General features: G+C 59.7%; 22 protein-coding genes and 4 tRNA genes. 12 read left to right on the forward strand and 14 right to left on the reverse strand.

All coding sequences use genetic code 11. From position 1 onward, the window contains the following. The first annotated feature begins 2 nt into the window (after positions 1–2). From KHO49_RS11820 to yacG, 3 genes are read left to right on the forward strand one after another with little or no spacing between them, the layout of a single operon-like run. The gene (locus KHO49_RS11820; RefSeq protein ID WP_213665048.1) at positions 3–875 is read left to right on the forward strand and encodes a prepilin peptidase; all 873 of its coding nucleotides are present in this window, start codon (positions 3–5) and stop codon (positions 873–875) included. Beyond that, a complete protein-coding gene (gene coaE / locus KHO49_RS11825; RefSeq protein WP_102865475.1) occupies positions 872–1,495 on the forward strand; it encodes a dephospho-CoA kinase in 624 nt (207 codons plus the stop codon). The genes KHO49_RS11820 and coaE overlap by 4 nt, the downstream gene beginning before the upstream one ends. Next, complete coding sequence (gene yacG, locus KHO49_RS11830; protein WP_102865474.1) at positions 1,492–1,695, forward strand: DNA gyrase inhibitor YacG; 204 nt, start codon at positions 1,492–1,494, stop codon at positions 1,693–1,695. Before coaE ends, yacG begins: the two co-directional genes overlap by 4 nt. Before the next feature lie 19 nt (positions 1,696–1,714). Here the strand turns inward: yacG and KHO49_RS11835 are convergent, their stop codons facing one another. From KHO49_RS11835 to KHO49_RS11845, 3 genes are all read right to left on the reverse strand, one after another. Next, a complete protein-coding gene (locus tag KHO49_RS11835) occupies positions 1,715–1,930 on the reverse strand; it encodes a hypothetical protein (RefSeq protein WP_102865473.1) in 216 nt (71 codons plus the stop codon). Between the two features lie 63 nt (positions 1,931–1,993). Continuing rightward, positions 1,994–2,683 (reverse strand): energy-coupling factor ABC transporter permease, encoded by a 690-nt coding sequence (locus tag KHO49_RS11840; RefSeq protein ID WP_102865472.1) that lies wholly within the window; start codon positions 2,681–2,683, stop codon positions 1,994–1,996. Then, positions 2,680–3,147 (reverse strand): FAD/FMN-containing dehydrogenase, encoded by a 468-nt coding sequence (locus KHO49_RS11845; protein ID WP_102882239.1) that lies wholly within the window; start codon positions 3,145–3,147, stop codon positions 2,680–2,682. The genes KHO49_RS11840 and KHO49_RS11845 overlap by 4 nt, the downstream gene beginning before the upstream one ends. Before the next feature lie 145 nt (positions 3,148–3,292). On the opposite strand from KHO49_RS11845, the gene KHO49_RS11850 reads away from it, so the two are divergent. From KHO49_RS11850 to KHO49_RS11860, 3 genes are all read left to right on the forward strand, one after another. Further along, positions 3,293–3,922 (forward strand): DUF1780 domain-containing protein, encoded by a 630-nt coding sequence (locus tag KHO49_RS11850; protein WP_102882240.1) that lies wholly within the window; start codon positions 3,293–3,295, stop codon positions 3,920–3,922. A 188-nt stretch (positions 3,923–4,110) separates the two neighbouring features. Then, the gene (locus KHO49_RS11855) at positions 4,111–4,284 is read left to right on the forward strand and encodes a DUF3094 family protein (protein WP_043274580.1); all 174 of its coding nucleotides are present in this window, start codon (positions 4,111–4,113) and stop codon (positions 4,282–4,284) included. A 60-nt stretch (positions 4,285–4,344) separates the two neighbouring features. Beyond that, positions 4,345–5,643 carry an NAD(P)/FAD-dependent oxidoreductase gene (locus tag KHO49_RS11860; RefSeq protein ID WP_102865469.1) on the forward strand — a complete coding sequence of 433 codons (1,299 nt, stop codon included), beginning with the start codon at positions 4,345–4,347 and terminating at the stop codon, positions 5,641–5,643. A 61-nt stretch (positions 5,644–5,704) separates the two neighbouring features. Here the strand turns inward: KHO49_RS11860 and KHO49_RS11865 are convergent, their stop codons facing one another. Next, entirely contained in the window at positions 5,705–6,607 is a 903-nt protein-coding gene (locus KHO49_RS11865; protein WP_170002370.1) for a proline iminopeptidase-family hydrolase, read from the reverse strand. An 89-nt stretch (positions 6,608–6,696) separates the two neighbouring features. After that, complete coding sequence (locus tag KHO49_RS11870; protein WP_102882242.1) at positions 6,697–7,455, reverse strand: LuxR family transcriptional regulator; 759 nt, start codon at positions 7,453–7,455, stop codon at positions 6,697–6,699. Between the two features lie 297 nt (positions 7,456–7,752). Between KHO49_RS11870 and KHO49_RS11875 the strand changes: the two genes are divergently transcribed. Continuing rightward, on the forward strand, positions 7,753–8,964 hold the full coding sequence (locus tag KHO49_RS11875; RefSeq protein ID WP_170002368.1) for a M24 family metallopeptidase: 1,212 nt from the start codon (positions 7,753–7,755) through the stop codon (positions 8,962–8,964). 323 nt (positions 8,965–9,287) lie between these two features. Here the strand turns inward: KHO49_RS11875 and KHO49_RS11880 are convergent, their stop codons facing one another. Beyond that, positions 9,288–9,917: a response regulator transcription factor gene (locus tag KHO49_RS11880; RefSeq protein ID WP_170002366.1), complete on the reverse strand. Its 630-nt coding sequence runs from the start codon at positions 9,915–9,917 to the stop codon at positions 9,288–9,290. Positions 9,918–10,246: 329 nt separating this feature from the next. Here KHO49_RS11880 and KHO49_RS11885 point away from each other — a divergent pair, with 329 nt between their 5' ends. After that, positions 10,247–11,422 carry an EAL domain-containing response regulator gene (locus tag KHO49_RS11885; RefSeq protein WP_213665049.1) on the forward strand — a complete coding sequence of 392 codons (1,176 nt, stop codon included), beginning with the start codon at positions 10,247–10,249 and terminating at the stop codon, positions 11,420–11,422. 121 nt (positions 11,423–11,543) lie between these two features. After that, positions 11,544–15,191, forward strand: coding sequence for a transporter substrate-binding domain-containing protein (locus KHO49_RS11890; protein WP_213665050.1), 3,648 nt, complete (start codon positions 11,544–11,546; stop codon positions 15,189–15,191). Between the two features lie 98 nt (positions 15,192–15,289). Here KHO49_RS11890 and KHO49_RS11895 read toward each other — a convergent pair. The 7 genes from KHO49_RS11895 to rluD form a co-directional block, all read right to left on the reverse strand. Continuing rightward, positions 15,290–15,366, reverse strand: a tRNA-Pro gene (locus tag KHO49_RS11895). Between the two features lie 93 nt (positions 15,367–15,459). Continuing rightward, a tRNA-Lys gene (locus tag KHO49_RS11900) sits at positions 15,460–15,535 on the reverse strand. A 5-nt stretch (positions 15,536–15,540) separates the two neighbouring features. Continuing rightward, positions 15,541–15,617 (reverse strand) — tRNA-Pro (locus KHO49_RS11905). Between the two features lie 9 nt (positions 15,618–15,626). Beyond that, positions 15,627–15,702 (reverse strand) — tRNA-Asn (locus KHO49_RS11910). A 296-nt stretch (positions 15,703–15,998) separates the two neighbouring features. Beyond that, entirely contained in the window at positions 15,999–18,563 is a 2,565-nt protein-coding gene (gene clpB / locus KHO49_RS11915; protein ID WP_102865463.1) for an ATP-dependent chaperone ClpB, read from the reverse strand. A 130-nt stretch (positions 18,564–18,693) separates the two neighbouring features. After that, entirely contained in the window at positions 18,694–19,419 is a 726-nt protein-coding gene (gene pgeF, locus KHO49_RS11920; protein WP_213665051.1) for a peptidoglycan editing factor PgeF, read from the reverse strand. Then, the gene (gene rluD / locus KHO49_RS11925) at positions 19,416–20,378 is read right to left on the reverse strand and encodes a 23S rRNA pseudouridine(1911/1915/1917) synthase RluD (RefSeq protein ID WP_102865461.1); all 963 of its coding nucleotides are present in this window, start codon (positions 20,376–20,378) and stop codon (positions 19,416–19,418) included. The genes pgeF and rluD overlap by 4 nt, the downstream gene beginning before the upstream one ends. 150 nt (positions 20,379–20,528) lie before the next feature. Here rluD and KHO49_RS11930 point away from each other — a divergent pair, with 150 nt between their 5' ends. From KHO49_RS11930 to KHO49_RS11940, 3 genes are all read left to right on the forward strand, one after another. Beyond that, a complete protein-coding gene (locus KHO49_RS11930; protein WP_102882249.1) occupies positions 20,529–21,551 on the forward strand; it encodes an outer membrane protein assembly factor BamD in 1,023 nt (340 codons plus the stop codon). 123 nt (positions 21,552–21,674) lie between these two features. Then, on the forward strand, positions 21,675–21,908 hold the full coding sequence (locus tag KHO49_RS11935; RefSeq protein WP_213665052.1) for a PP0621 family protein: 234 nt from the start codon (positions 21,675–21,677) through the stop codon (positions 21,906–21,908). A gap of 150 nt (positions 21,909–22,058) precedes the next feature. Beyond that, the gene (locus KHO49_RS11940) at positions 22,059–23,387 is read left to right on the forward strand and encodes a sigma-54-dependent transcriptional regulator (RefSeq protein WP_213665272.1); all 1,329 of its coding nucleotides are present in this window, start codon (positions 22,059–22,061) and stop codon (positions 23,385–23,387) included. On the opposite strand, the gene thiO is transcribed toward KHO49_RS11940, so the two are convergent. After that, a complete protein-coding gene (gene thiO, locus KHO49_RS11945) occupies positions 23,384–24,484 on the reverse strand; it encodes a glycine oxidase ThiO (protein ID WP_213665053.1) in 1,101 nt (366 codons plus the stop codon). The genes KHO49_RS11940 and thiO overlap by 4 nt on opposite strands. Positions 24,485–24,508: the final 24 nt, after the last annotated feature.

Below are 24,508 nucleotides of genomic sequence, written 5' to 3' on the forward strand. Positions count from 1 at the left end.
ACATGTCCTTGACTGAAGCCATGACCCTTTACCCCCTGGCCTTCGTGACTGCGGCCCTGGTACTGGGGCTGCTCGTAGGCAGCTTTCTGAACGTGCTGGTGTGGCGCCTGCCGAAAATGCTTGAACGCGATTGGCGGGCTCAAGCCCACGAAGTGCTGGGACTGCCCCCGGAGCCTGTAGCGGCGCCCTACAACCTGCTGCTGCCCCACTCCCAATGCCCCCATTGCGCACAACCGATCCGCCCCTGGCAAAACATTCCCCTGCTCAGCTATCTGTGGCTGCGGGGCCGTTGCGCCCACTGCAGGACCGCCATCAGCCCGCGCTACCCACTAACCGAACTGGCTTGCGGGCTGATCTCGGCGTACGTCGCCTGGCACTTCGGTTTCGGCTGGCCCGCGGGCCTGCTGCTGATCCTCAGTTGGGGGCTGCTGGCCATGAGCCTGATCGACGCCGATCACCAACTGCTGCCGGACGTTCTGGTGTTGCCACTGCTGTGGCTGGGACTGATTGCCAACAGCTTCGGGCTGCTGGCGAGCCTGGAGGATGCCCTGTGGGGCGCGGTACTCGGCTATCTGTGCCTGTGGTCGGTGTTCTGGCTGTTCAAATTGCTGACCGGCAAGGACGGCATGGGCCACGGCGACTTCAAGCTGTTGGCGATGCTTGGCGCCTGGGGCGGCTGGCAGATCCTGCCGCTGACATTGCTCCTGTCTTCCCTGGTGGGAGCGATTCTCGGCACTGTCCTGTTGCGCCTGAACCGGGCCAAGACTTCGACGCCCATCCCCTTCGGCCCCTTTCTGGCCATTGCCGGCTGGATTGCCTTGCTCTGGGGTGGTCAAATAACCGACTTCTATTTGCAGTTTGTCGGTTTCCAATGACTCGCTCCGTAAACACACCCTGGACCCTCGGCCTCACCGGCGGCATCGGCAGCGGCAAAAGCGCTGCCGCCCAGCACTTCATCGACCTGGGAGTGCATGTGATCGATGCCGATCACGCCGCTCGCTGGGTGGTGGAACCGGGCCGCCCGGCCTTGGAACAGATTGCCCAGCACTTTGGTGACAGCGTGCTGCAGGCCGACGGCCAACTGGATCGCGCGGCACTGCGCAAGCTGATCTTCGAAGTCCCCGAACAGCGTCGCTGGCTGGAGGCGCTATTGCACCCGCTGATTGCCGAGGAGATCGTCAGCCATCTGGCCCGTGCAGAATCGCCTTACGCGATCCTGGTGTCGCCACTGCTGATCGAGTCAGGCCAGTTCCGGATGACCCAACGGATTCTGGTGATCGATGTGCCGCAACAATTGCAGATCGAACGCACCTTGCAGCGCGACCAGATCAGCGAACAGCAGGTCCAGGCGATTCTCCAGGCCCAGGCCAGCCGCGAGGAGCGCCTGCGTCACGCCGACGATGTGCTGGTCAACGACCGCGATCACGCCTGGTTGCGCAGCGAGGTCGAACGCCTGCATCACTTTTACCTAACTTTGCGTGGAGGCCAGTCATGAGCCAACCCCTGACCGTCGAATGCCCAACCTGTGGCGCCCCCGTGGAATGGACCGCGACCAACACCAACCGGCCGTTCTGTTCCGACCGTTGCAAATTGATCGACCTGGGGGCCTGGGCCGCCGAGGAACACAAGATTCCAGTGAGCCCGGATGCCGAGGACGAACTGTTCTCGGAAGAACTGCCGCCCCGCGCTCACTGAGTGCTCGAACCGACGCCGATCAGGGCCGCATGAAGCTGTAGTCCTGATCGTCGTCGAGGTTCTCCGCGAGGAACTGCAACTCGTCAGCCAGATCCTCGATGCTACGTACGCCCTTGCTCTGCTGCACCACCGCGCTGAGCAGCGCCCGCAGGCTCAAACCCGGTTCAAACCCTTCCTGCTGGGCACTGTGCAGACTGTCGCGCACTTCTTGCCGGGCCCACTGATAGACGCTCATGACCGCACTCCTGAGATTTTTGCCGAGCATGCAGCGCGGCCCCAGGCTCGGAGTTGATATGGATCAAGGGCGCGGGTCCTCATCCTTCCAGGGCGCACTGAGGTAGCGGGTGCGATTGAAGGTTTCCAGCCATTCCGGGCAGAACACCACCAGGGCGCTGATCACCATGCCGTTGATAAATGCCTCGGGAAAGATGATCAGCCACAGGTAGCCGACAAAATCCTCCAGCCATTCGGGCATGGCGAAACGCCCATCAAGCCACAAGAGCCCCAGGCCACAAAGCAGGCACAACAGCGCCGACAGGGCCGCGGCGAAGAATCCGGAGCAGAAGATATAGACGAAGGGATTGCGCGGTTGAGCCCGCTCCACCAGACCGGCACAGGCCTCGGTTACCGCCACCGGCAACAGGATCAGCAAGGCGCCATTGACCCCCATTGCCGCCAGCTCCTGTCGCCCCAGTGCCAGCAAGCCCAGCTGCGCAATCAGGCCACCGACAATCGCCAGTGGCCAATCCAGCAGTAAGGTCACCGCCGTCATGCCGATGAAGTGATAAGACACTCCAGTATCGAAATCCCGGCGCACCAACCACAGCAGAAACAACGCAAACACCGTTCCGAACAGTAGATGCTGACGGCGACTGTCGGTGAACAGCTCGACCCAGGGCGCCCGCCACACCGCCCAGATCAGAACCGGCACATACAGCAGCCAGCCGATGCTCAGGCTTGCCGGTGACAGCAGCGCCGCGCTGATCATGGCCGGGCTTTCTCCAGCGCAGTCTTCAGTTGCTCGACGGTGGTGAATTCCTGCCGAGACACCAATTGGCCGTCCTGCAACTGCAGCCACAAGACCTTGTCCTCGGCGGCAGGGTAACGAGAGGCCACACGCCCTTCGCGGTCGAGCATCACCCGGTAGGGATAATCACGCATGGCCGGAACTGCGAACATCTTGGCGATCAGCGCCGGCATGCGCTGGATATCCGCGACAAACACCCCGTGACGCGCCTGCAGATAATCCTTGGGCTTGTCCTTGAGCGCCCCGTTCACCACCTTGGCCGCGTCCATACCGCGCGCCACCAGCAGGATCTGCGCCTGTGAATCGAGGCTGTAGGCTTGATCGAACTGATCCAGCAAGGTCCAGGGTGCCAGACGCTCACCGATTTCAAGGGCCTGGGCCCACAGGGGCAACAGGCCCAGCAACAGAATTGACCAGCGTTTCACTGCACACTCCTTATCGAGGGGTAGGACGGGAAACAGTCTACACCGCCCCTGGGCAGGCTCGAGCAAGCACCGCCAGGCACCGGGTGCAGAGGTTTTTCGAGAAACGTGGTTTTTAAGGTCATATTTGAGCGCTAAGCTTGGGGATATGGATGACTCAGATTTTTTGCGCCTGCTCACCATTCAGGCCGAACAAGCCAACGCGTTTCTGTCCAATGCCCGCAAATGGGAGCGTGAGCGTTGGGTCTGCCAGCGCCTGCTGCAAGGCCTGAATATTCCCTATCGCAACGACGAATTCAGCGCCGCCGGGCAGGAACCGCCGGATGTGCTGTTTCGCGAGGCCAGTTTCGAGGTGTTCTTCGTCCTTGATGAAGGCCGCCGACTCAATGATGAATGGCGCGACGAACTGCAACGCCGGCGCAGCGCATTTTCCCTGAGCCAACTGGTACGACGCGAAGCCAAGCCCAAGCGCATCCCGGCTAACGAACTGTTGCTGCGCCTCGGGCCGACCCTGCGCAAGAAGGCCCACAACTACAAGGAGCGTGGGATGAACCTCGGGGAGCTGGACATCATCGCCTTCGCCGCCCTGAAACGTGAAGTGCTGGATCTGAACAGCCACTTCCCGCCCCCCACCGAATACCTGCGCCAGGGCTGGCGCTCGCTGTCCCTGGTGGGACCGACCTTCGCCCGGGTGCTGTTCGCCCATCCGGATGCGCCGGAGTTCCTGCGTAGCAACCTGGGCCGCAGTATCGTTTTCGACGTCGGCATCAGTTTGTAAAGTCCGTCAATCCGCCTCGCCTGGGCATGGCGCAATATCCCGGGCAATGGTAAAAAAGCGCTCTTGCCTGCCAACGCCGGGACTTCGTCATCGAGCCCCCACGCGCAGCGGCTATGCTCGGTAAATGCTCGATTGCATCGCGCTGTAACATTCCCCTGTGTTGCGACGTCTACCTGACGAGGCCCTTTATGAGCAGCCGCCTGAACCCCGACGACCAACGCCATGTCGAAGAATACCTGCAACTGCCCCAGCACCGAGTCGAGCGCCGGCCCTTTCGGCCGTGGATGCTCCTTGTGGTGGTGGTCGTGGTGACGGTCGCCCTGGGCCTGTTGAGCCGTTTTATCAGTTACCTGACGCTATGAGCTGCATCGCGCTCGCTCGGTTGACTGCACCGATTTCTTTTAGCCTTGCGAGATATCCCCATGACTCATCGTATTGTCATCGTTGGCGGCGGCGCCGGCGGCCTGGAGTTGGCGACCCGCCTGGGTAAGACCCTGGGCAAGCGCGGCACCGCCAGTGTGATGCTGGTGGACGCCAACCTGACCCATATATGGAAACCCCTGCTGCACGAAGTGGCCGCCGGCTCACTGAACTCCTCCGAAGACGAACTCAACTACGTTGCCCAAGCAAAATGGAACCACTTCGAGTTCCAGCTGGGCCGTATGAGCGGGCTCGATCGTCAACAGAAAAAGATCCAGTTGGCTGCCACCTATGACGAGGAAGGCACAGAACTGTTGCCGGCCCGTGAACTGGGCTACGACACCCTGGTGATCGCCGTGGGCAGTACCACCAACGACTTCGGCACCCAGGGCGCCGCCCAGCATTGCCTGTTCCTCGACACCCGCAAACAGGCCGAACGCTTCCACCAGCAACTGCTCAATCACTACCTGCGGGCCCACGCCGGGCAGACAGATGCCGTGGAACAGATCAGCGTGGCCATCGTCGGCGCCGGTGCCACCGGTGTGGAACTGGCAGCGGAACTGCACAACGCCGCCCATGAACTGGCCGCCTACGGCCTGGATCGGATCCTCCCGGAAAACATGCACATCACCCTGATCGAAGCCGGGCCACGGGTGCTGCCGGCCCTGCCTGAGCGCATCAGCGGGCCGGTGCACAAGACCCTGGAGAAACTCGGGGTCAAAGTGCTGACCAACGCTTCAGTCAGTGAGGTGACCGCCGACAGTCTGATCACCGCTGATGGCCAGACCATTCCCGCCAGCCTCAAGGTGTGGGCTGCCGGCATCCGCGCGCCGGGTTTCCTCAAGGACATCGACGGCCTGGAAACCAACCGCATCAATCAGCTCCAGGTGCTGCCAACCCTGCAGACCACCCGTGACGAGAACATCTTTGCCTTCGGCGACTGCGCCGCCTGCCCTCAACCGGGCAGCGACCGCAACGTACCGCCACGGGCCCAGGCTGCGCACCAACAAGCCTCACTGCTGGCCAAATCGCTGAAACTGCGTATCGAAGGCAAAGACCTACCGACCTACAAGTACACCGACTACGGTTCGCTGATCTCGCTCTCGCGCTTCTCGGCGGTGGGCAACCTGATGGGCAATCTCACCGGCAGCGTGATGCTCGAAGGCTGGCTGGCCAGGATGTTCTACATCTCGCTGTATCGCATGCACCAAATGGCCCTGTACGGAGTGTTCCGCACGGCGATGCTGATGCTCGGCAGCCGGATTGGACGAGGCACCGACCCACGCTTGAAGTTGCACTAAGCGCCTGAAAGTACGCCCCGCTACGCAAGGTAGTGGGGTGCACGGGCGGGCGAAGCGTGTGCTACAGACACTCATCCAGAAAGCTCACCACCGTTCCCATACAGGCAACCCGCTCCTCGATATGGGGCATGTGGCTGGAGTTCTCGAACAGTGCCCAGCGAATGTTCGGAACGTTGTCCAGATAGGGTTTGACCACTACAGGGGTTGCTTCGTCGTAACGCCCTGAGATCAGCAGGCTCGGCACCTTGATTCGCGGCAGGCGCTCGACAACGCTCCAGTCCTGCAGGTTGCTCAGGAGAGGGAAATTCCTAGCCCGCTGCGGCACACTTTCCATCGTGGTAGCGCAACATCCCCTGGAAAAAATGCGTACCACCTCTTCCGGCCAAGGCCGAAGCCGGCACACGTGCCGTTCAAAATACACTTGCGACGCCTGCACATATTCGGCGCTATGGAGGGTTCCAGCCTGCTCGTGGCCGATCAGCGTCTGCAAGACCCCCTCTGGCAAGGCCTCACGCAAACCCAGGGTTTCAGCCTGCCAGGTCAGCATGTCGGCCGGGGCATTGGCGATGATCAGGGCCCGCAGGCCCGCAGGGGTCAAGACGGCATGCTCGCTGGCCAGCGCCCCACCCCAGGAATGTCCGAGCAAGGCGTAGTCCTCACTGATGCGCAGGTGATCCAGAAGATTGTTCAGCTCTTCCAGATACAGCTCGACGCTCCAGAATGAAGAAGGCTTGTCCTCCAGGCGAGTGGAAAATCCACTGCCGAGATGATCGAACTGAACGATCGCCCGGCCACTGGCCGCCACATCCCTGAAGGCATCAACAGTGTCATAAGTGCAGCCCGGGCCGCCGTGCAATATCACCAGGGGCGTCAGACCATTCTGCAGATCCCCCGTCACCCGATACCAGGTCTGCCAGGAGCCAAAGGAGGCATAACCTTCCTGTGGTGGTTTACTTGCTTTCATTGCGCATCACTCCCTGATGACGATCACCCTGTGTCATTTTCGGCCTCGCCCCCCGTATCAGCGATAAGACCGGGCCGGTTGTGCTCGCTTTAGTTTTCCAGCAAGCGATAGTGAACGGCTCGAACCACAGCCTGAACCCGATTCTTGGCGCCCAACTTGTGCATCGCCGAGGTCAGATGCAGGTTGATGGTGGCCACGGAACGCTGCAGGCGTTCAGCAATTTCACCAGAGGTCATGCCCTCGGCCGCCCATTTCAGGCACTCGCGCTCGCGCTTGGTCAGTTGAACCGGATAGCTGCGAATGCTTTTACTGAGCGGTGGGTAGAGGTGTTCCTGCAGAGCATGAGAAAGAAGCGTGAAATCCCTCAAGACCTGTTGCAGATCATGCAAGGCCACCTGGGTACTGCCCGAGCGCAAACCGGTCAGGCTGGCGAAACCACCACCAGGCAAGTGAATGGGAACAGTCATGCCATGGGACATTTGATGATGCTGCAGGTAACTCGATACCGGCGCGTGCTGCTGCCCCATAGCCTGGCGCAAGACGGTTTCCGCTTCGGGTCTGTAGGACCAGATAAAGGGAGAAATGCTGTCCAGCGCCACCTGCTGGACCGGGTCGATATGGTAATACCCCTCGTCGCACCAGAGCTCCAGCCAGTCCTTTGGGGTATTGCAGACCATTGCACTGGGAATGATCAGTTCGCCCTGCTGATCAAAAGGCACCGGACTGTAGTCGTAAACCAGGGCATCGAACCCCAACCCCGAGGCCACTTCCATGGTCCCCGCCATCCGCTCATGCAATGTGTTTCCGAGCAAAAGACGAGAGTTAACTTCCGCGAGCCTGCTTTGCATCCGTTCAGTCTCCTTACTGTCTGATCCTTAACAGCAGGGCCTAGAATGCCACGCTCGATAGGAGCCGACCAGGCAAAACCTATAAGAACTACTAGGTTGTGCTACCCGGTTTAGCGGTGCACTTCATGAAAGAAGCCCATGTTTCAACCTCTCCTGCCCCTTTGAACCGCCGCGCTGACAACCACATCAAGGTCGGTATCACGCATGCCCACACCTCCCCAGTCTGCTGCAATGCCGCTTCATGGCCCACCCGAGTGTGGCGCCGCGCATCGCTCATTGCAGACAAGGACCCGTGCCATGCAGATGCCCAAGACCCTTCAGATCCACAACGGTGAAAAAGTCCCTTCAACCTTCTCCCTTGAAGAATACGCCCAGCGCCTGAGCACGCTGCGAGCCTACATGGCCCAGCAGGATATCGACGCGGCGCTGTTCACCTCCTACCACAACATCAACTACTACGCCGACTTCCTGTATTGCTCTTTCGGCCGTCAGTACGCCCTGGTGGTGACCCGGGAACGTAGCGTGCTGATCAGCGCCAATATCGACGGCGGGCAGCCCGGGCGTCGGGCGGTCTGCGATGATCAGGTGGTGTACACCGACTGGCACCGGGGCAACTTCTTCGTCGCGGTCAAACAGGCCTTGCCGCAGGCAGCACGGCTGGGCCTGGAGTTCGATCAACTGACCCTGCCCAGCCACCAGGCCTTCGCCGAGCTCTATCCTCGGGCGCAACTCCTGGATATCGCTGCCCCGTGCATGAGCATGCGCATGCTCAAGTCAGTCGAAGAACAGGCACTGATCCGCCAGGGTGCACGCATCGCCGACATCGGCGGGGCCGCCGCCATCGATGCCCTGCAGGATCAGGTATCGGAATACGATGTGGCCCTGCACGCCACACAGGCCATGGTGCGGGAAATCGCCCGGACCTTTCCCGCAGCCGAATTGATGGACACCTGGACCTGGTTTCAATCAGGGATCAATACCGACGGCGCACACAATCCGCTGACCTCGCGGCGCATCAGCCCGGGAGAGATACTCAGCCTCAACTGTTTCCCGATGATCGCCGGTTACTACACCGCGCTGGAGCGCACACTGTTCCTTGGGCATTGTCCCGACGCTTATCTGCGGCTGTGGGAAATCAACCTCAAGGTGCATGAGGCCGGATTGCAACTGATCAAGCCCGGAGCCCGCTGCAGCGACATTGCCCGACAGTTGAACGAAATCTACCTGGAACACGACTTGCTGCAATACCGGACCTTCGGCTACGGCCACTCGTTCGGCATCCTCAATCACTACTACGGGCGCGAGACCGGGCTGGAGTTTCGCGAGGACGTAGACACTGTGCTGGAGCCCGGCATGGTGGTGTCCATGGAGCCGATGATCAGGCTACCCGAAGGCAGTCCAGGTGCCGGTGGTTATCGTGAGCACGACATTCTGATCGTCCACTCCCAAGGCGCGGAAAACATCACCCGGCTGCCCTACGGACCACAGCACAACATCATCGACCGCTGAAGAAACAATCAGGACCACTCGACCGGGATGCTCAACGCGCTCTTGATCAACAGGCATCTACAAAGCCAACAAGCCGTGAAGATTGCAGCGATTACCTCTGAAACCCAACGAGAAAAAGCTTAAGCAACAAGAGCTTTCAGGGCTTATCCAGGATGAGCCCTGAAACCCAATAGAAACAGATGCCATGCATTTCACTCAGGCGTCTGCCCGGATACTTTCGAAGTCATGCACAACGAGCAAACACGGCATGCCCCATCGTTCGGTAGCGATCCAGACACAACTAAGTGAAAACTCGACATTACAAGTAACCGACCATGTTCACTTTATGGAATCAAAGCATTGCGCTTGGCAAACTCCGCCAGGCTTACTTGCGACCCCAACCCCAGTTTCTGCAACAGTCGGGTCTTGTAGGTGCTGACTGTCTTGTTGCTCAAGAACAGTTTTTCACCAATGGCCTTGTTGGAATGTCCCTGTGCTAGATACTGCAACACGATCATTTCCCGATCAGTCAGCAGGCCTATCTGCTCGGCCTCGGACTGTTGTTCCGCCGTGGGCATGGAAACATCCAAAGCCATCGACGGATAAAAAGTGTAGCCGGCCAACACTGCATTCAGAGCCACCACCAGATTGCCCAGATCCTCCTCCTTGTTGACGAAACCCCGAGCTCCCAGCTGAATACAGCGTCTGCAGAAGCTTTCAATCGACTGCGAGGTCAGCACCAGCACTTCAGTGGGCAAGCCCAGAGCCTTGATACGTGAAAGCACCTTGAGGCCATCCAGCTTGGGAATACCGATATCGAGGATTACCACATCCGGCCCATGCTCGCGCACCAACTCCAGCGCATCCAATCCATTGTCTGTTTCGGCCACCACCCGCATGTTGTTCTTTTCCAGCAAGACCTTAACGGCGAGCCGAACAACAGGATGATCGTCAACTATCAATACGCTGTGCATATTGTCACTTCACCTTAAAAACCCGGCCTTCGGTTGAGCCGGACCGACCGGAAAATATACGTAACCGCACCCTATATGCTGCAACTTACGTATCCGTATAAAGACGCTGATGTCATGTAGAAATTTCGTGCACAGCACCTTGATGTCGTCCAGAAATTTCAGATTCCTGGCAAATAACAGAGGATACAAGGGGTTAATGACGCCTCCTTAAGGAATCAGACAGTCTGATTTTTCAATGAGAAATTTCCTACCGCACATAAGGATTTGCCTAATGGTTGCAACTCTAGAGCCTTAGCACTATGACCGGCAAATAATGACATGAGCCGGCAATGCAAAATTTGAACGTTCTGGTCCTGGAAGATGAACCGCTGCAACGCCTGGTTACCGTCACTGCATTGAAAAAAGTGATGCCTGGGCAGGTGCATGAAGCGGCCAGCGGTAGTGAAGCCCTGGCACTGCTGGAGCACTGCGAAAGGATGGACATTGCCATCTGTGACCTGAAAATGCCCGGAATGGACGGTTTGGCCTTCCTACGCCACGCCAGCCAAAGCGGCAAACTGCACTCCGTGATCCTGTGCAGCCAGATCGAGCCGATTCTGCGCCAAACTACCGTCTCGATGATCAGGCGCCTGGGCTTGAACTTCCTGGGTGATCTGGGCAAGCCCTTCAATCTGGAGCGCCTGACCACCCTGCTGACTCGTTATCAGAACCAGCGCCACGGTCTGGTCACTGCTCTGAAAAAGTCCGAACTACCCACCCTGGCGGACGTGATTCGCGGCCTGGACAACGGCGAATTCGAACCCTACTACCAACCCAAGGTGGCACTCGACAACGCGTCGCTCCAAGGGGCGGAAGCGCTAGCCCGCTGGAATCATCCACAGCTGGGAGTACTGCCGCCTTCGCACTTCCTGCACATCATGGAACACCACAGCTTGCTGGACCGCCTGTTCTGGCAACTGTTCGACCAGGGCCTGGCCTTGCGCCGCAAACTGGCGCAAAAAGGCATCCCCCTGAGTTTCTCGTTCAATCTGCACCCATCACAGCTGGCGTCCCAGACCCTGACCGAATCCATTGCCACCCTGCTCGTGCTGTTTCAGGTTCCATCCAGCAGCATCACCTTTGAAATCACCGAAACCAGTCTGATCAGCGCTCCCGCCAGTAGCCTGGAAAATCTGGTACGCCTGCGGGTAATGGGCTGCGGCTTGGCCATGGATGACTTCGGTGCGGGCTACTCCTCCCTGGATCGCCTCTGCGAGTTGCCCTTCAGTCAGATCAAGCTCGACGGCACTTTCGTGCGCAAGATGGGGCATCACCCCAGAAGCAGCGCCATCATTAGCTACACGGTGGCGCTCGCCCGTTCATTGGGTATGTCGCTGATTATCGAAGGAGTGGAAACCCGCGAGCAGCAGGAACGCCTACTGGAACTGGGATGCGACATAGCCCAGGGCTTCGTGTTTGCACGCCCGATGCCGGAAAGCCATTTCATTGCCTACTGCATTCGTTAGTCCCTTGGGAGAGCCGATCAAAGAGGCGACCCGTTGCTCAGGTTCTGTACCGCCCGCCCGGCGCTCATTGCGTTGTGACTCGTTGATCGAGCCATCTGGCCCCCCACTATCTGAAGCGATCATGCATTCACGACTTTTCTGGCTTTTTATCTGCTTGGCGATATTGGCTGTTCAACCGGCAGCGGCCCAGCTTCCGAGTTTGCCCAATACGCTGTACAGCACGGCACGCCTCGATCACCACGACCTTGCCCTTGACGATGAAGACTGGCGTTGGCTGCGCCACAGGTCGGAACTGAAAATCGGTGCCGTGGCTACAGAATCGTCCCCCTTCAATGTCAGCTACAACGACAATCACTACGAGGGCATTACCGCTGACGTCAGCGCTCTGATTGGGCAGATACTCGGGGTTCGCATCAAGATCGTGTCCTTTGCCACCCGGGCAGAGGCCATGCAAGCCTTACAGGCTGCCAATATCGACTTGCTAGGCAGCTACAGCTCCGAGCAGCCTGCCGAGGCCGTCAGGTTTACTCGCCCCTTCGCCGAAGCCCGGCTGGCACTGTTCAAACGCAAGGATGAATTGCGCAAATCGCCCTCCAACCTGGCCGGATTACGAGTTTCTGTGGCCCAGGAACACAGCGCGCAACTGCAGTCGCGCTTTCCCTTGGCCCACTTGGTGGTCTATCCCACCCATGACGAGGCCATAGCCGCGGCAGCCTTTGGCCATACCGACATGTACGTGGACGATGTTCTGAGCGCCTACTTCCGCATCAATCGTTCCTACTACGGCTTTCTCAAGTTCGAGCGCTTCGCCGACTTTTCCCAAGGCGGCTACGGTTATGCGCTCCAAGAGGATAACCAGCGCCTGCTGCGGATTATCAACCAGAGCATCGACGCGATCGGTAAGGAAAAACTCCTCAATCTGAGTCGGCGCTGGGTGGGTAGCGGCTTCATTGCGTCGGACCAAAGGATGGCACTGACGCCGGAAGAGTCGCGCTGGATAGCCCGCAACCCAGTCATACGCCTGGTGATCAATGACGATCTGGCGCCCATTGCCTTCTTCGACGCCAATGGCGTTTTCTCGGGTGTCACCGCTGAACTGCTGGACGTGCTATCACAGCGCACCGGACTCGACTTCCAGGTCACCGCTCGCAACGGCGGCTACCCGGAACAGATTGAAGCCTTGCGCCGATCAGAGGCCGACCTGGCCATCATGACTGCCAGTGAACAACGCGAAGACAACCTGCGCTTCACTCGCTCCTTCCTGACCAGCCCCTTCGTCCTCGTGACCCAGACCGACAAGAAAGGCATGGCACAGCGGCCTGGAGACCTGGCAAACAAGCGCCTGGCCATCCCTTCCGGACACGTGACACTGCAGCATGTGCGCGAGCGCTACCCGAAAGCCAAAGTCATTGAAGTCGGCACCTCGCTGGACGCCATGAACATGGTCTATACCGGCGGCGCCGATGCCGCGGTGGTGTCATTGCCGGCCTCGCGTTACTACATTGTCCGCCTGTTCCAGAATCGCCTGGCTGTTGCCGATCTGATTCACACCCGGCAGGCAACCGCCAGCTTTGCCCTGAGGCGAAGCGATTCGGAACTGCAATCCATCCTCGACAAAGCCCTGATCAGCCTCCCGACGGACGATTTGAACGCCATCGCCAACCACTGGCGCTCACCGCCGGGCATGAGCAGCGAAACCTGGCGCGATTACGCGTTGATGATCGCCGAAATCATAGCTGGCGCTTCGTTGCTGCTCCTGCTGTCGCTGCTCTGGGTCTTCTATCTGCAACGCCGGGTCAAGGCCGAGAAAACGCTCAATGAACAATTGCGCTTTATCGAGACCCTGGCAGAGAACATGCCTCCGGCCCTCTATCTCCGGGACATTGAGGGCAACATGCTGTCCTGCAACCGCAGCTATCTGCAGAGCGTCGGTCTGAGTGCCGAGGACGTCTTGGACAAGACCGTGCAGGAACTGCCTGATGAGCACTTTGCGGCAGGACCCGACCTGCACCAGAACTACCTGCAAGCGATCAATGACGGCAAGACCATTACCTCGGTATATGCCGTGCAATTGCAGGGCAAGGACGTCTGGATCGAGCACTGGATTCAGCCATTCCAGGACGCCACCGGTGTCACAAAGGGCGTGATCTGCGGCTGGCTGGACATAACCAAGCACCGTCATCTGGTTCAGGAACTGAAGGAGGCGAAGAATCTCGCCGATGAGGCCAGCCGGGCCAAGACCACCTTCCTGGCCACCATGAGCCATGAAATACGCACGCCAATGAACGCCATCATCGGCATTCTGGAACTGGCGCTCAAACGCGCCGACAGCGAGCGGATCGAGCGCTCCAGCATTGAAATCGCCTACAGTTCGGCCAAGAGCCTGCTGGAGCTGATCGGCGATATCCTCGACATTGCCCGCATCGAGTCCGGACGCCTGAGCCTCTCGCCCAAACGCGCCAACCTGCGCGAACTGGTGGAATCAGTGGCTAGAGTGTTCGAGGGGCTGGCCCGGCAGAAATGCCTGAGCCTGATCCTCGAGATCGACTCCAGCATCAACGGCGATGTGCTGGTGGACGGGATGCGTTTCAAGCAGATCCTGTCCAATCTGGTGAGCAATGCCATCAAGTTCACCGAAGCCGGTTTTATCAAGGTGACCATTTCCGGCGAGCTAGTGGAAAACGCTGTGCTGCGGGTCGAGCTCAGTGTCGAAGACTCGGGAATTGGTATTTCCCCCAGTAACCAGCAACGCCTGTTCCAACCCTTCGCCCAGGTAGAGCGCAACGTGCAGAACATCGAAGGCACGGGGCTGGGCCTGGTGATTTGTCGTTCCCTGTGCGAAATGATGGGTGGCCAGGTGTCGATGAGCAGCACCCTGGGGCATGGCACCCGGGTGGATGTGGCGCTGCGTTTGCAAGTACTGGAGCGCACGGCCACCTCTGAGCGTCCGCCTCAGGTCAAGAGGCGCTACACGCACCGTTTGCAGATTCTGGTGGTAGACGATCATCCGGTGAACCGCCAGGTCCTGCAGCAGCAGCTGTGCTTTCTCGGACATGACGTGTTCGAAGCGGAGAACGGCCTGGAAGCACTGCATCTCTGGCGCGAGCAGGACTTTGACGTGATCATCACCGACTGCCACATGCCCATCATGAACGGCGCCGAGATGAGCCGGGCGATCCGCCAGGATGAGCGGGACAAGGCCTGCGAACCAATGATGATCATCGGCCTGACCGCCGACGCCCAGCAGGAAGAAGTGGAACGTTGCATCCAGGCGGGAATGAATGATTGCCTGATCAAACCCATCAGCCTGGATGAGTTGGAAGAACGTCTGCTGGCCATGGGACAGGCCGATGAGAGCGAACGTGAGAACCTCATCCCCACGAAGCCCACCAGCCCCCGCTCTCCTCAGGTATTCGACCTGGAGTCATTGCATACCCTGGTGGGCAGCGAGCCGACGATGTTGCATCACATCTTGAGTGAGTTGCTCAGTAACAATCGCATGGACATGCAGAGCCTCGACACCTTGCTTCAAGAGCAGGCAACAGCTGAGTTGGCAGAGTTGGCGCATCGTATCAAGGGCGCTGCGCGCGTGGTCAAAGGCGAAGAATTGGTAGAGAGTTGTCGTCAGCTGGAAGATGCCTGCCTGAGCCCCGACCTGTCCCTGAACATGATCAAGGAATGCGTGGAACAGGTGAAACAGGCCATCATCACCCTCGAACAGCGCCTGTTTGAACAACCTAGGGTCTGGGAAGAACTGCCTATCGACTGACAACAAGAGGCTCGCCTCCCGGGCTGCCCCTCGACCTCAGCGCTTTTTTGCAGACAAACGAAAAAAGGCACCTCTAGAGGTGCCTTTTATCGTGAATATGGTCGGGGTAAGGGGATTCGAACTCCTGACATCCTGCTCCCAAAGCAGGCGCGCTACCGGACTGCGCTATACCCCGGTAAAAAAAAGGCACCTTTAAAAGGCGCCTTCTGCGAACAGAGCTTTTGGCGTCTGATCTTAAGATTCGATTCCAGCGAACTGGTCTCAAAAATGGTGGGTCGTGTGGGATTCGAACCTACGACCAATTGGTTAAAAGCCAACTGCTCTACCAACTGAGCTAACGACCCAAAAATGGTCGGGGTAAGGGGATTCGAACTCCTGACATCCTGCTCCCAAAGCAGGCGCGCTACCGGACTGCGCTATACCCCGGTTTGAAATTGGCTCCGTGACCAGGACTCGAACCTGGGACCCAATGATTAACAGTCATTTGCTCTACCGACTGAGCTATCACGGAACTACATATTTCAAGTTACAACGTTTTTACTTCATCCTCTTCGGCTTTCCCGTATCGCTACGTTCATGCCTCTGAGGCGCGCTATTTTACAATCTTCAAACTACCTGTCAACCCCTTAAATTGCTTTTAAGACAATGATTTGCGACTTCATTGCCGGTTTCTTCTACATCAGAAAAAACCTAGGGGGTGACTGACTGCGGGGCGCACTTTACAAGCCTTTTCCTTTCAGTTCAACGCCCTAGTGAAAAAAAAGGCCTCGCCATACGAGGCCTTTTCATCAATACGCCACTGTGCGATCAGGCAAAGACGATTTCATCGTCCCGCACCGACGCAGTGACTGTTGCTCCTGGCAGGAAGCCACCGGACAGGATCAACTGGGCCAACGGGTTCTCGATCCAGCGCTGGATCGCACGCTTCAGCGGCCGTGCGCCATACACCGGGTCGTAACCCACGGCGATCAGCTTGTCCAAGGCCTCGTCGCTCAGTTCCAGGCTCAGCTCGCGCTCCGCCAGACGGCTGCGCAGGCGCCCCAACTGGATCTGCGTGATACCAGCAATCTGATCCCGCGCCAGAGGCTCGAAGATCACCACTTCGTCGACCCGGTTGATGAACTCCGGCCGGAAGTGGGTGGACACCGCATCCATCACCGCTGCCCGCTGTGCCTCGCGATCCCCTACCAATTCCTGGATCTGTGCCGAGCCCAGGTTGGAGGTCATGACGATCACCGTGTTGCGGAAGTCCACGGTACGTCCGTGGCTGTCCGTCAGGCGACCATCTTCCAGAACCTGCAGCAGGATATTGAACACATCCGGGTGCGCCTTCTCGACTTCGTCCAGAAGGATGACCGAGTACGGCTTGCGACGCACGGCTTCGGTCAGGTAGCCACCTTCTTCATAACCGACATAGCCTGGCGGCGCACCGATCAGGCGAGCCACGGAGTGTTTCTCCATGAACTCGGACATGTCGATCCGCACCATGGCTTCCTCGGTATCGAAGAGGAACTCCGCCAAGGCCTTGCACAACTCAGTCTTACCCACCCCGGTTGGGCCGAGGAACATGAACGAGCCACTTGGCCGGTTCGGATCGGACAAGCCAGCCCGGGAGCGGCGCACTGCGTTGGATACCGCCACCACGGCTTCGTTCTGGCCGATCACCCGTTGATGCAGCAGGCTTTCCATCTTCAACAGCTTGTCGCGCTCGCCTTCGAGCATTTTCGACACCGGGATGCCGGTCCACTTGGACACCACTTCGGCAATTTCTTCCTCGGTGACCTTACTGCGCAGCAACTGGTTCTCGCTGTGGCCGTGCTGGTCGACCATCTGCAGGCTACGCTCCAGATCCGGGATCACCCCGTACTGCAGCTCGGCCATGCGGTTCAGGTCGCCTTTACGCCGCGCCGCTTCCAGTTCCTGGCGCGATTGCTCGATCTTCTGCTGGATCTGCGCAGAGCCCTGCACTTCGGCTTTCTCCGAGGTCCAGACTTCCTCCAGGTCAGCGTACTCACGCTCCAGACGAACAATCTCTTCCTGGAGTTTTTCCAGGCGCTTGATCGCTGCCTCGTCGTCTTCCTTCTTCAGCGCCTGGGATTCAACCTTGAGCTGAATCAGGCGCCGCTCCAGACGATCCAGCACTTCCGGCTTGGAGTCGATCTCCATGCGGATGCGGCTGGCAGCTTCGTCGATCAGGTCAATGGCCTTGTCCGGCAGTTGCCGATCAGTGATGTAACGATGGCTGAGCTTGGCCGCGGCAATGATCGCACCGTCAGTGATGGCTACCTTGTGGTGCACCTCATAGCGCTCCTTCAGGCCGCGCAGGATAGCGATGGTGTCTTCCTCGCTCGGCTCGTCCACCAACACTTTCTGGAAGCGCCGCTCAAGGGCTGCATCCTTCTCTATATATTGGCGGTACTCGTTGAGCGTGGTGGCACCGACGCAATGCAGCTCGCCACGGGCCAGAGCCGGCTTGAGCATGTTGCCCGCATCCATCGAGCCTTCGCCTTTACCGGCGCCGACCATGGTGTGCAGCTCGTCGATGAACAGGATGATCTGACCTTCCTGCTTCGACAGCTCGTTGAGCAGGGATTTCAGGCGTTCCTCGAACTCGCCACGGTACTTGGCACCGGCAATCAGCGCGCCCATGTCCAAGGACAGCAGGCGCTTGCCTTTCAGGCCATCAGGCACTTCGCCATTAATGATCCGCTGGGCCAGGCCTTCGGCGATGGCGGTTTTACCCACGCCAGGTTCACCGATCAGCACCGGGTTGTTCTTGGTCCGGCGTTGCAGCACTTGGATGGTCCGGCGAATTTCATCGTCACGCCCGATCACCGGGTCAAGCTTGCCCTCCTCGGCGCGCTTGGTCAGGTCGACGGTGTACTTGTCCAGCGCCTGGCGCGACTCCTCGACGTTGGCGTCATTCACCGCCTCGCCGCCGCGCAGGTTATTGATGGCGTTTTCCAGGGCTTTCTTGCTCACGCCCTGACCCAGCAGCAACTTGCCGAGCTTGCTGTTTTCATCCATGGCGGCCAGCAGTACCAGCTCGCTGGAAATGAACTGGTCGCCTTTCTGCTGAGCCAGGCGATCGGCCTGGTTGAGCAGGCGCGCCAGATCCTGGGACATGTTGACGTCGCCAGTGGGGTTCTGGATTTTTGGCAGTTGGTCGAGCTCTTTGCTCAGTTCCTTGCGCAGGCTGTTGACGTCGAAGCCCACCTGCATCAGCAGTGGCTTGATCGAGCCGCCTTGCTGTTCCAGCAGCGCCTGCATCAGGTGCGCAGGTTCAATGGCCGGATGATCGAGGCCAACGGCCAAGGATTGAGAATCGGATAAGGCCAGCTGCAATTTGCTGGTTAATCGGTCTATACGCATTAGTCACCTTCCTTTTGAGCAGGCCGGAGCGATGGACACACCTAAATAGAGAAACCTGCCAGATGATTCTCTAGATGCGGTCGATTCTGGGAGATTCAAGCGTCAGCTGCTTGACGCAAGTCAGATTAGTCTAGCGTTCAAGCCAGATAAGGGAGGCAAAACGCCCAGTACGTGGGCTGCGCCGATAAGAGAAGAAGCGTGGGTCGGTCACGGTGCAGTAGCCACCACCATAGACCGCCGTCACACCCCGGGTGGCCAAACGCAGGCGCGCCAACTGGTAGATGTCAGCCATGAAGCGCCCGGCATTGACGCTAGGGACAAAGGCTTGCTCCGCGGCCGCTAATTGGGCAACGAAAGCTTCACGGACCTCCGCACCCACTTCGAAACTCTGTGGACCTATAGCGGGCCCCAGCCATACCAAGACCTCAGCGGCGGGTACATCCAGGCTGTCGAGAGTGGCTTCCAGCACTCCAGCTGCCAGCCCGCGCCAACCGGCATGGGCTGCCGCGACCCGGGTTCCGGCTCGGTTGCAGAACAACGCAGGCAGGCAGTCGGCGGTCATCACCGCACAGGCAATGCCTGGCGTGGCGGACCAACTGGCATCGGCGCTGGCCACGACGCCAGGATCGGCGTGAGCCACAGCAATCCCGTGCACCTGTTGCAACCAGGCCGGGGCAATATCGAAGTGCTCGGTCAGGCGCCGGCGATTCTCGGCCACCGCTTGAGGCCGATCCTCAACGTGGTCGCCCAGATTGAGGCTGTCAAACGGCGCCAGGCTGACGCCGCCATCGCGGGTAGTAACACAGGCTTTGACCCCAGCCGGCGCGGGCCAGTCAGGAATCAGCCAGCCACTCATCCGATGAACGCCTCACGGTCCTGCTTGAGCAGCGACAACAACCAGACGAAGTCATCCGGCAGCGGCGATTCCCAGCTCATGCGTTGACCAGTGGTCGGATGGTCCAACTCCAGGAAACGCGCATGCAAGGCCTGGCGCGGGAAGTTTTTCAGCGACTCGACCATGGTCTGGCTGGCCGCCGGCGGAATGCGGAAGCGACCGCCGTAAGCCGGATCGCCCACCAGCGGGAAGTTGATGTGGGCCATGTGCACCCGAATCTGGTGAGTACGACCGGTTTCCAGCTTGACCCGTACATGGGTGTGGGAACGGAAACGCTCCAGAACGCGATAGTGGCTGACAGCCTGCTTGCCACCCTCCATCACCGCCATGCGCTGGCGCTGCTGGCCGTGGCGACCAATGGGAGCATTGATCTTGCCACCAGCAGTGACTACACCGATCACGATGCATTCATAGATGCGGCTGACGCTGCGGCTCTGCAACTGAGCCACCAACTGGGTCTGCGCTTGAATGGTCTTGGCCACCACCATCAGACCGGTGGTGTCCTTGTCCAGACGGTGGACGATACCCGCACGCGGCACATTAATAATGTCGGGGATGTGATGCAGCAGGGCATTGAGCAGCGTGCCATCGGCATGGCCGGCAGCCGGGTGCACCACCAGGCCCGCAGGCTTGTTGATCACCAGGATGTCATCGTCTTCATAGACGATGTCCAGCTCGATGTCCTGGGCGATCCACTCACCCTGAGCCTCCTGCTCGGCGGTCAGTTCGAGAACGGCACCACCGTGCACGATGTCCCGAGGGCGGATCACCGCTCCGTCAACAGTCAGGCGGCCGTCTTTGATCCAGGCGGAAAGGCGCGAGCGCGAATGCTCAGCGAATAGTTGTGCGGCGACTTGATCGAGGCGTTGACCGCCCAGTTCGGACGGCACCTCTGCGCGAAGTTCAATTTTATCGGACATGCTCGGACTGGGCGTCGGCACAGCCTTTGGTTTCGGCTGCGCGCTTGTGGTTAAATACGGCGTCTTTTGCCCCGAGGCTTTCAACGGGGCGCTCATCATAACAGGACGGCCCCGCCCAAGACAGCGGCCGTCATAGGGACGCAAGCCGCCATGCAAGTGAAACACCTGCTGCTGATCGCCATCCTCGCACTGACCGCTGCTTGCTCATCGAAGGAAGTCGTTGACGAAAACCTGAGCGAAGTCGAGTTGTACCAGCAGGCGCAGACCGACCTGGACAACCACAGCTACACCAGCGCCACCGCCAAGCTCAAGGCCCTGGAATCGCGCTATCCCTTTGGTCGCTACGCCGATCAGGCACAGCTCGAGCTGATCTACGCCAACTACAAGAATGCCGAGCCAGAGGCTGCGAAATCCGCCGCTGAGCGCTTCATTCGCCTGCACCCACAACACCCGAACGTCGACTACGCCTACTACCTCAAGGGCCTGACCTCCTTCGATCAGGACGTCGGCCTGCTGGCGCGCTTCCTGCCACTGGACATGACCAAGCGTGACCCGGGTGCCGCCCGCGACTCCTACAACGAGTTCGCCCAGCTCACCAGCCGCTTCCCCAACAGCCGCTACGCCCCGGACGCCAAGCAGCGCATGATTTACCTGCGCAACCTGCTGGCCGCCTACGAAATCCACGTGGCCGACTATTACCTGACCCGTCAGGCCTATGTCGCCGCCGCCAACCGTGGCCGCTACGTGGTGGAAAACTTCCAGGAAACCCCTTCCGTGGGTGACGGCCTGGCGGTGATGACCGAGGCCTACCAGCGTCTGCACCTGGACGAACTGGCTGCCACCAGCCTGGAAACCCTGAAGCTCAACTACCCTGACCACCCAAGCCTGGTTGATGGTCAGTTCGTGCCACGGGTGGCCGAAGCCGACAACCGCTCCTGGCTGAGCAAGGCCACCCTGGGCCTTATCGAGTCCCGTCCACCGCTGCCGCCGGGAGAAACCCGCGCCAATCAGGACGTGATGAAGCAGTATCAGGATGCCAAGGACGCGATCCCGTCGGAGCTCAAGCCTAAAGACAGCAACGGCGACGTGGTCGAGGAAGAAGAGCACGAGGCCACTGGCAACAACAGTGACCGCTCCTGGTTCAGCTACATGACCTTCGGCGTGTTCGACTGATAGCGCCGCAGTAAAAAGGGAGACTTCAAGTCTCCCTTTTTCATGCCCGCAGCTTTATGGGCCTGTGCGCCCGCCGGGCGCTTGGATAAACTGCTCCCTCTTTTCCCCATAAAGCTGGTCACCATGGTTCGTCTACTGTTCTGGATCGCTCTGATTGCCGCTGCGGTATGGTTCTGGCGCAAATTCAAGCGCCCCGCTGCAACTCCCCGTACACCCCAGGAGCCGACGAGTACGCCAATGGTGCGCTGCGCTCACTGCGGCGTACACCTGCCTCAGGACCGGGCGTTGAGCCTGTCACAACAGTGGTACTGCAGCCAGGCCCATCTGGAGCAGGGCCCGGGCAGCCAGGATCGCTGAGCCCTACACCCATCGTCCGCACAATTGGCGACAAAATAACCCGCCCCCGGCCCCCTGCGCCGCCCATCCCAAGGGCCTAGACTGATCTCTCGCCCCCCAACACGGGCGCTATTGCCCGCTGTTGACTGACCCATGAAAACGGCAGCCGCCATGAACCCAATGCCCAGGGTGCTGGTGGTCGATGAGGCCATGGAAGTCCGTGCCCTCGTGGAAATCACCCTCGGCCGCATGCGCCTGCACACCCAAAGTGCCCGCACCTTGCAGGAAGCCCGGACTCACCTGGCCCGGGAGCGCTTCGACCTGTGCCTGACAGACCTGCATTTACCCGATGGCAGCGGACTGGACCTGCTGCTGCATATTCGCCAATGCCACCCTCAATTGCCGGTCGCACTTCTAAGCAATGACCCAGGCACGCAGGCCAGCGCCCTGGAAGTCGGGGCTTGCGACCTGCTGCACAAGCCTCTACACCCCATGCGCCTTCGAGAATGGATAAGCAGCAGACTGAAGCGGCTGCCCACCACCACAAAAAACCTACCCGACCATCAGTTGTTGGGACATTCACCACCCATGGACAACCTGCGCCAACACATCGACAAGTTGGCCCCCAGCCTGGCGGCGGTCTACATCAGCGGCGAATCCGGCAGTGGCAAGGAGCGAGTGGCGCGTTTGATCCACCAGTTGGGTCCAAGGGCCGGGGCGCCCTTCATTCCGGTCAACTGTGGCGCCATTCCTGGCGAACTGATGGAGAGTGAGTTTTTCGGTCACCGCAAAGGCAGCTTCAGTGGCGCCCTGGCTGATCAGCCTGGACTGTTCCAGGCCGCTGAGGGGGGAACCCTGTTCCTCGACGAGGTCGCCGACCTGCCTCTTGCCATGCAAGTGAAGCTACTGCGTGCACTGCAGGAAAGGTCTGTGCGCCCGGTGGGCAGCCAGGAGGAAAGAGCCGTCGATGTGCGGATTCTCTGTGCCACTCACAAGGATCTGAAGTGTGAGGTAGAGTCCGGCCGCTTTCGCCAGGATCTCTACTACCGCTTGAATGTGATCGAACTGCGAGTCCCCGCGCTGCGCGAGCGCCCAGGAGATATCGAGATACTGGCGCGGCATATTCTGCAACGCCTGGCCAAATCCGGCGACAAGCCTGCCACCCAACTAAGCCCGCAAGCACTGCAAGCCCTGGAGCGCTACGACTTTCCCGGCAACGTACGTGAACTGGAGAACCTGCTGGAGCGGGCCCAGACCCTTTGCGAAGGTCCGTGGATCGAGCTGAGCGACCTGCATCTGCCTGTCAGTGAACACCAGGACGCCCCCTCCCCCTCGCTCCCTCCCAACCTGGACCTCGCGCTGCACCTGCAACAGGTGGAGCGCCATTTACTGCTCCAGGCCCTGGAGGAAAGCCGCTGGAACCGCACGGTGGCGGCCCGACGGCTGAGTCTGTCCTTGCGTTCGATGCGTTACCGCATGAAGAAGCTTGGCCTGAATTAAATTCGACCTTCGGGCGCATAAGGCGCCGGATCGATGATCGGCGCTTGTCCCAGCAGCAGGTCGCAAAAAAGCTGGCAGGAGGCGGGCGCCAGCACCAGGCCGTTACGGTAATGCCCACAGTTGAGCCACAAACCGGCAAAGCTGGGAACTGGCCCGATGTAGGGAATGCCCTCCGGCGACCCCGGACGCAGCCCAGCCCAATGCCCCACGACCTCAGCGTCCGCCAGTGCCGGGATCAGCTCGACAGCAGAAGCCTTGAGGCTTTCCAGAGCGGATGCAGTCGGCGTCTTGTCGAACCCTTCGTGCTCCAGAGTACTGCCCACCAGGATGTGTCCGTCACGCCGGGGAATCGCATAACGGCCCTTGGCCAGGACCATGCAGGACAGGAAGTCGGCAGCGCATTTGTACAGGATCATCTGCCCTTTGACCGGTTCCACCGGCAGTACAAGCCCCAGGCTGCCCAGCAACTCGCCACTCCAGGCCCCGGCGCAGAGCACCACCTGATCGGCGCGGATCTCACCCTGCGAACTGTGCACGCCTGCCACCTGCCGGCCTTCACAAATAAAGCCGCTGACGCTGCACTGCTCGTCGATGTGCACGTTGGGCAAAGCCTGCAAAGCGGCCTTGAGGGATTTGACCAGCCGCGGATTACGCACATTGGCCACATTGGCCATGTAGATCGCCCGCTGGTAGCCGCTTCCCAGCACCGGCACCCCATCATGTACCGCCGAGATATCCACAGCGCTCAGGGGCCGACCCTCGCGCCGCGCCCATTGCAGGGCCTGGGCCTCATCCTCCAGGTCCAGCCAGTAGAGCCCGGTGGTATGCACTTCGGGATCAACCCCGGTAGCACTCAGCAGTTGCTCCGCCAGCTGTGGATAAAAGTCCTGGGACCAATGGGCCAGCGCCGTGACTGCCGGGCTGTAGCGCCAAGGGTACAGCGGCGAGACGATGCCTCCACCAGCCCACGACGACTCACGCCCCAGTTCCGAACGCTCTACAAGCCGCACCTGCTGGCCCCGGGACGCCAGATTGAAAGCCGTGAGCAGGCCGATCACTCCGCCGCCCACCACCAGCACTTGCTGTTGCTTGACCATAATTCGATCCAATCATGAGAAAGA

Origin of the sequence: Pseudomonas sp. RC4D1 (genome assembly GCF_018390395.1) — a bacterium.
GTDB classification, from domain to species: Bacteria; Pseudomonadota; Gammaproteobacteria; order Pseudomonadales; family Pseudomonadaceae; genus Aquipseudomonas; species Aquipseudomonas danubii.

Bases quoted from the DNA above. Each gene is read 5' to 3' on its own strand.
- KHO49_RS11820 (WP_213665048.1), top strand. From the start codon at position 3: ATGTCCTTGACTGAAGCCATGACCCTTTACCCCCTGGCCTTCGTGACT.
- coaE (WP_102865475.1), top strand. From the start codon at position 872: ATGACTCGCTCCGTAAACACACCCTGGACCCTCGGCCTCACCGGCGGC.
- yacG (WP_102865474.1), top strand. From the start codon at position 1,492: ATGAGCCAACCCCTGACCGTCGAATGCCCAACCTGTGGCGCCCCCGTG.
- KHO49_RS11835 (WP_102865473.1), bottom strand. From the start codon at position 1,930: ATGAGCGTCTATCAGTGGGCCCGGCAAGAAGTGCGCGACAGTCTGCAC.
- KHO49_RS11840 (WP_102865472.1), bottom strand. From the start codon at position 2,683: ATGATCAGCGCGGCGCTGCTGTCACCGGCAAGCCTGAGCATCGGCTGG.
- KHO49_RS11850 (WP_102882240.1), top strand. From the start codon at position 3,293: ATGGATGACTCAGATTTTTTGCGCCTGCTCACCATTCAGGCCGAACAA.
- KHO49_RS11855 (WP_043274580.1), top strand. From the start codon at position 4,111: ATGAGCAGCCGCCTGAACCCCGACGACCAACGCCATGTCGAAGAATAC.
- KHO49_RS11860 (WP_102865469.1), top strand. From the start codon at position 4,345: ATGACTCATCGTATTGTCATCGTTGGCGGCGGCGCCGGCGGCCTGGAG.
- KHO49_RS11865 (WP_170002370.1), bottom strand. From the start codon at position 6,607: ATGAAAGCAAGTAAACCACCACAGGAAGGTTATGCCTCCTTTGGCTCC.
- KHO49_RS11870 (WP_102882242.1), bottom strand. From the start codon at position 7,455: ATGCAAAGCAGGCTCGCGGAAGTTAACTCTCGTCTTTTGCTCGGAAAC.
- KHO49_RS11875 (WP_170002368.1), top strand. From the start codon at position 7,753: ATGCAGATGCCCAAGACCCTTCAGATCCACAACGGTGAAAAAGTCCCT.
- KHO49_RS11880 (WP_170002366.1), bottom strand. From the start codon at position 9,917: ATGCACAGCGTATTGATAGTTGACGATCATCCTGTTGTTCGGCTCGCC.
- KHO49_RS11885 (WP_213665049.1), top strand. From the start codon at position 10,247: ATGCAAAATTTGAACGTTCTGGTCCTGGAAGATGAACCGCTGCAACGC.
- KHO49_RS11890 (WP_213665050.1), top strand. From the start codon at position 11,544: ATGCATTCACGACTTTTCTGGCTTTTTATCTGCTTGGCGATATTGGCT.
- clpB (WP_102865463.1), bottom strand. From the start codon at position 18,563: ATGCGTATAGACCGATTAACCAGCAAATTGCAGCTGGCCTTATCCGAT.
- pgeF (WP_213665051.1), bottom strand. From the start codon at position 19,419: ATGAGTGGCTGGCTGATTCCTGACTGGCCCGCGCCGGCTGGGGTCAAA.
- rluD (WP_102865461.1), bottom strand. From the start codon at position 20,378: ATGTCCGATAAAATTGAACTTCGCGCAGAGGTGCCGTCCGAACTGGGC.
- KHO49_RS11930 (WP_102882249.1), top strand. From the start codon at position 20,529: ATGCAAGTGAAACACCTGCTGCTGATCGCCATCCTCGCACTGACCGCT.
- KHO49_RS11935 (WP_213665052.1), top strand. From the start codon at position 21,675: ATGGTTCGTCTACTGTTCTGGATCGCTCTGATTGCCGCTGCGGTATGG.
- KHO49_RS11940 (WP_213665272.1), top strand. From the start codon at position 22,059: ATGAACCCAATGCCCAGGGTGCTGGTGGTCGATGAGGCCATGGAAGTC.
- thiO (WP_213665053.1), bottom strand. From the start codon at position 24,484: ATGGTCAAGCAACAGCAAGTGCTGGTGGTGGGCGGCGGAGTGATCGGC.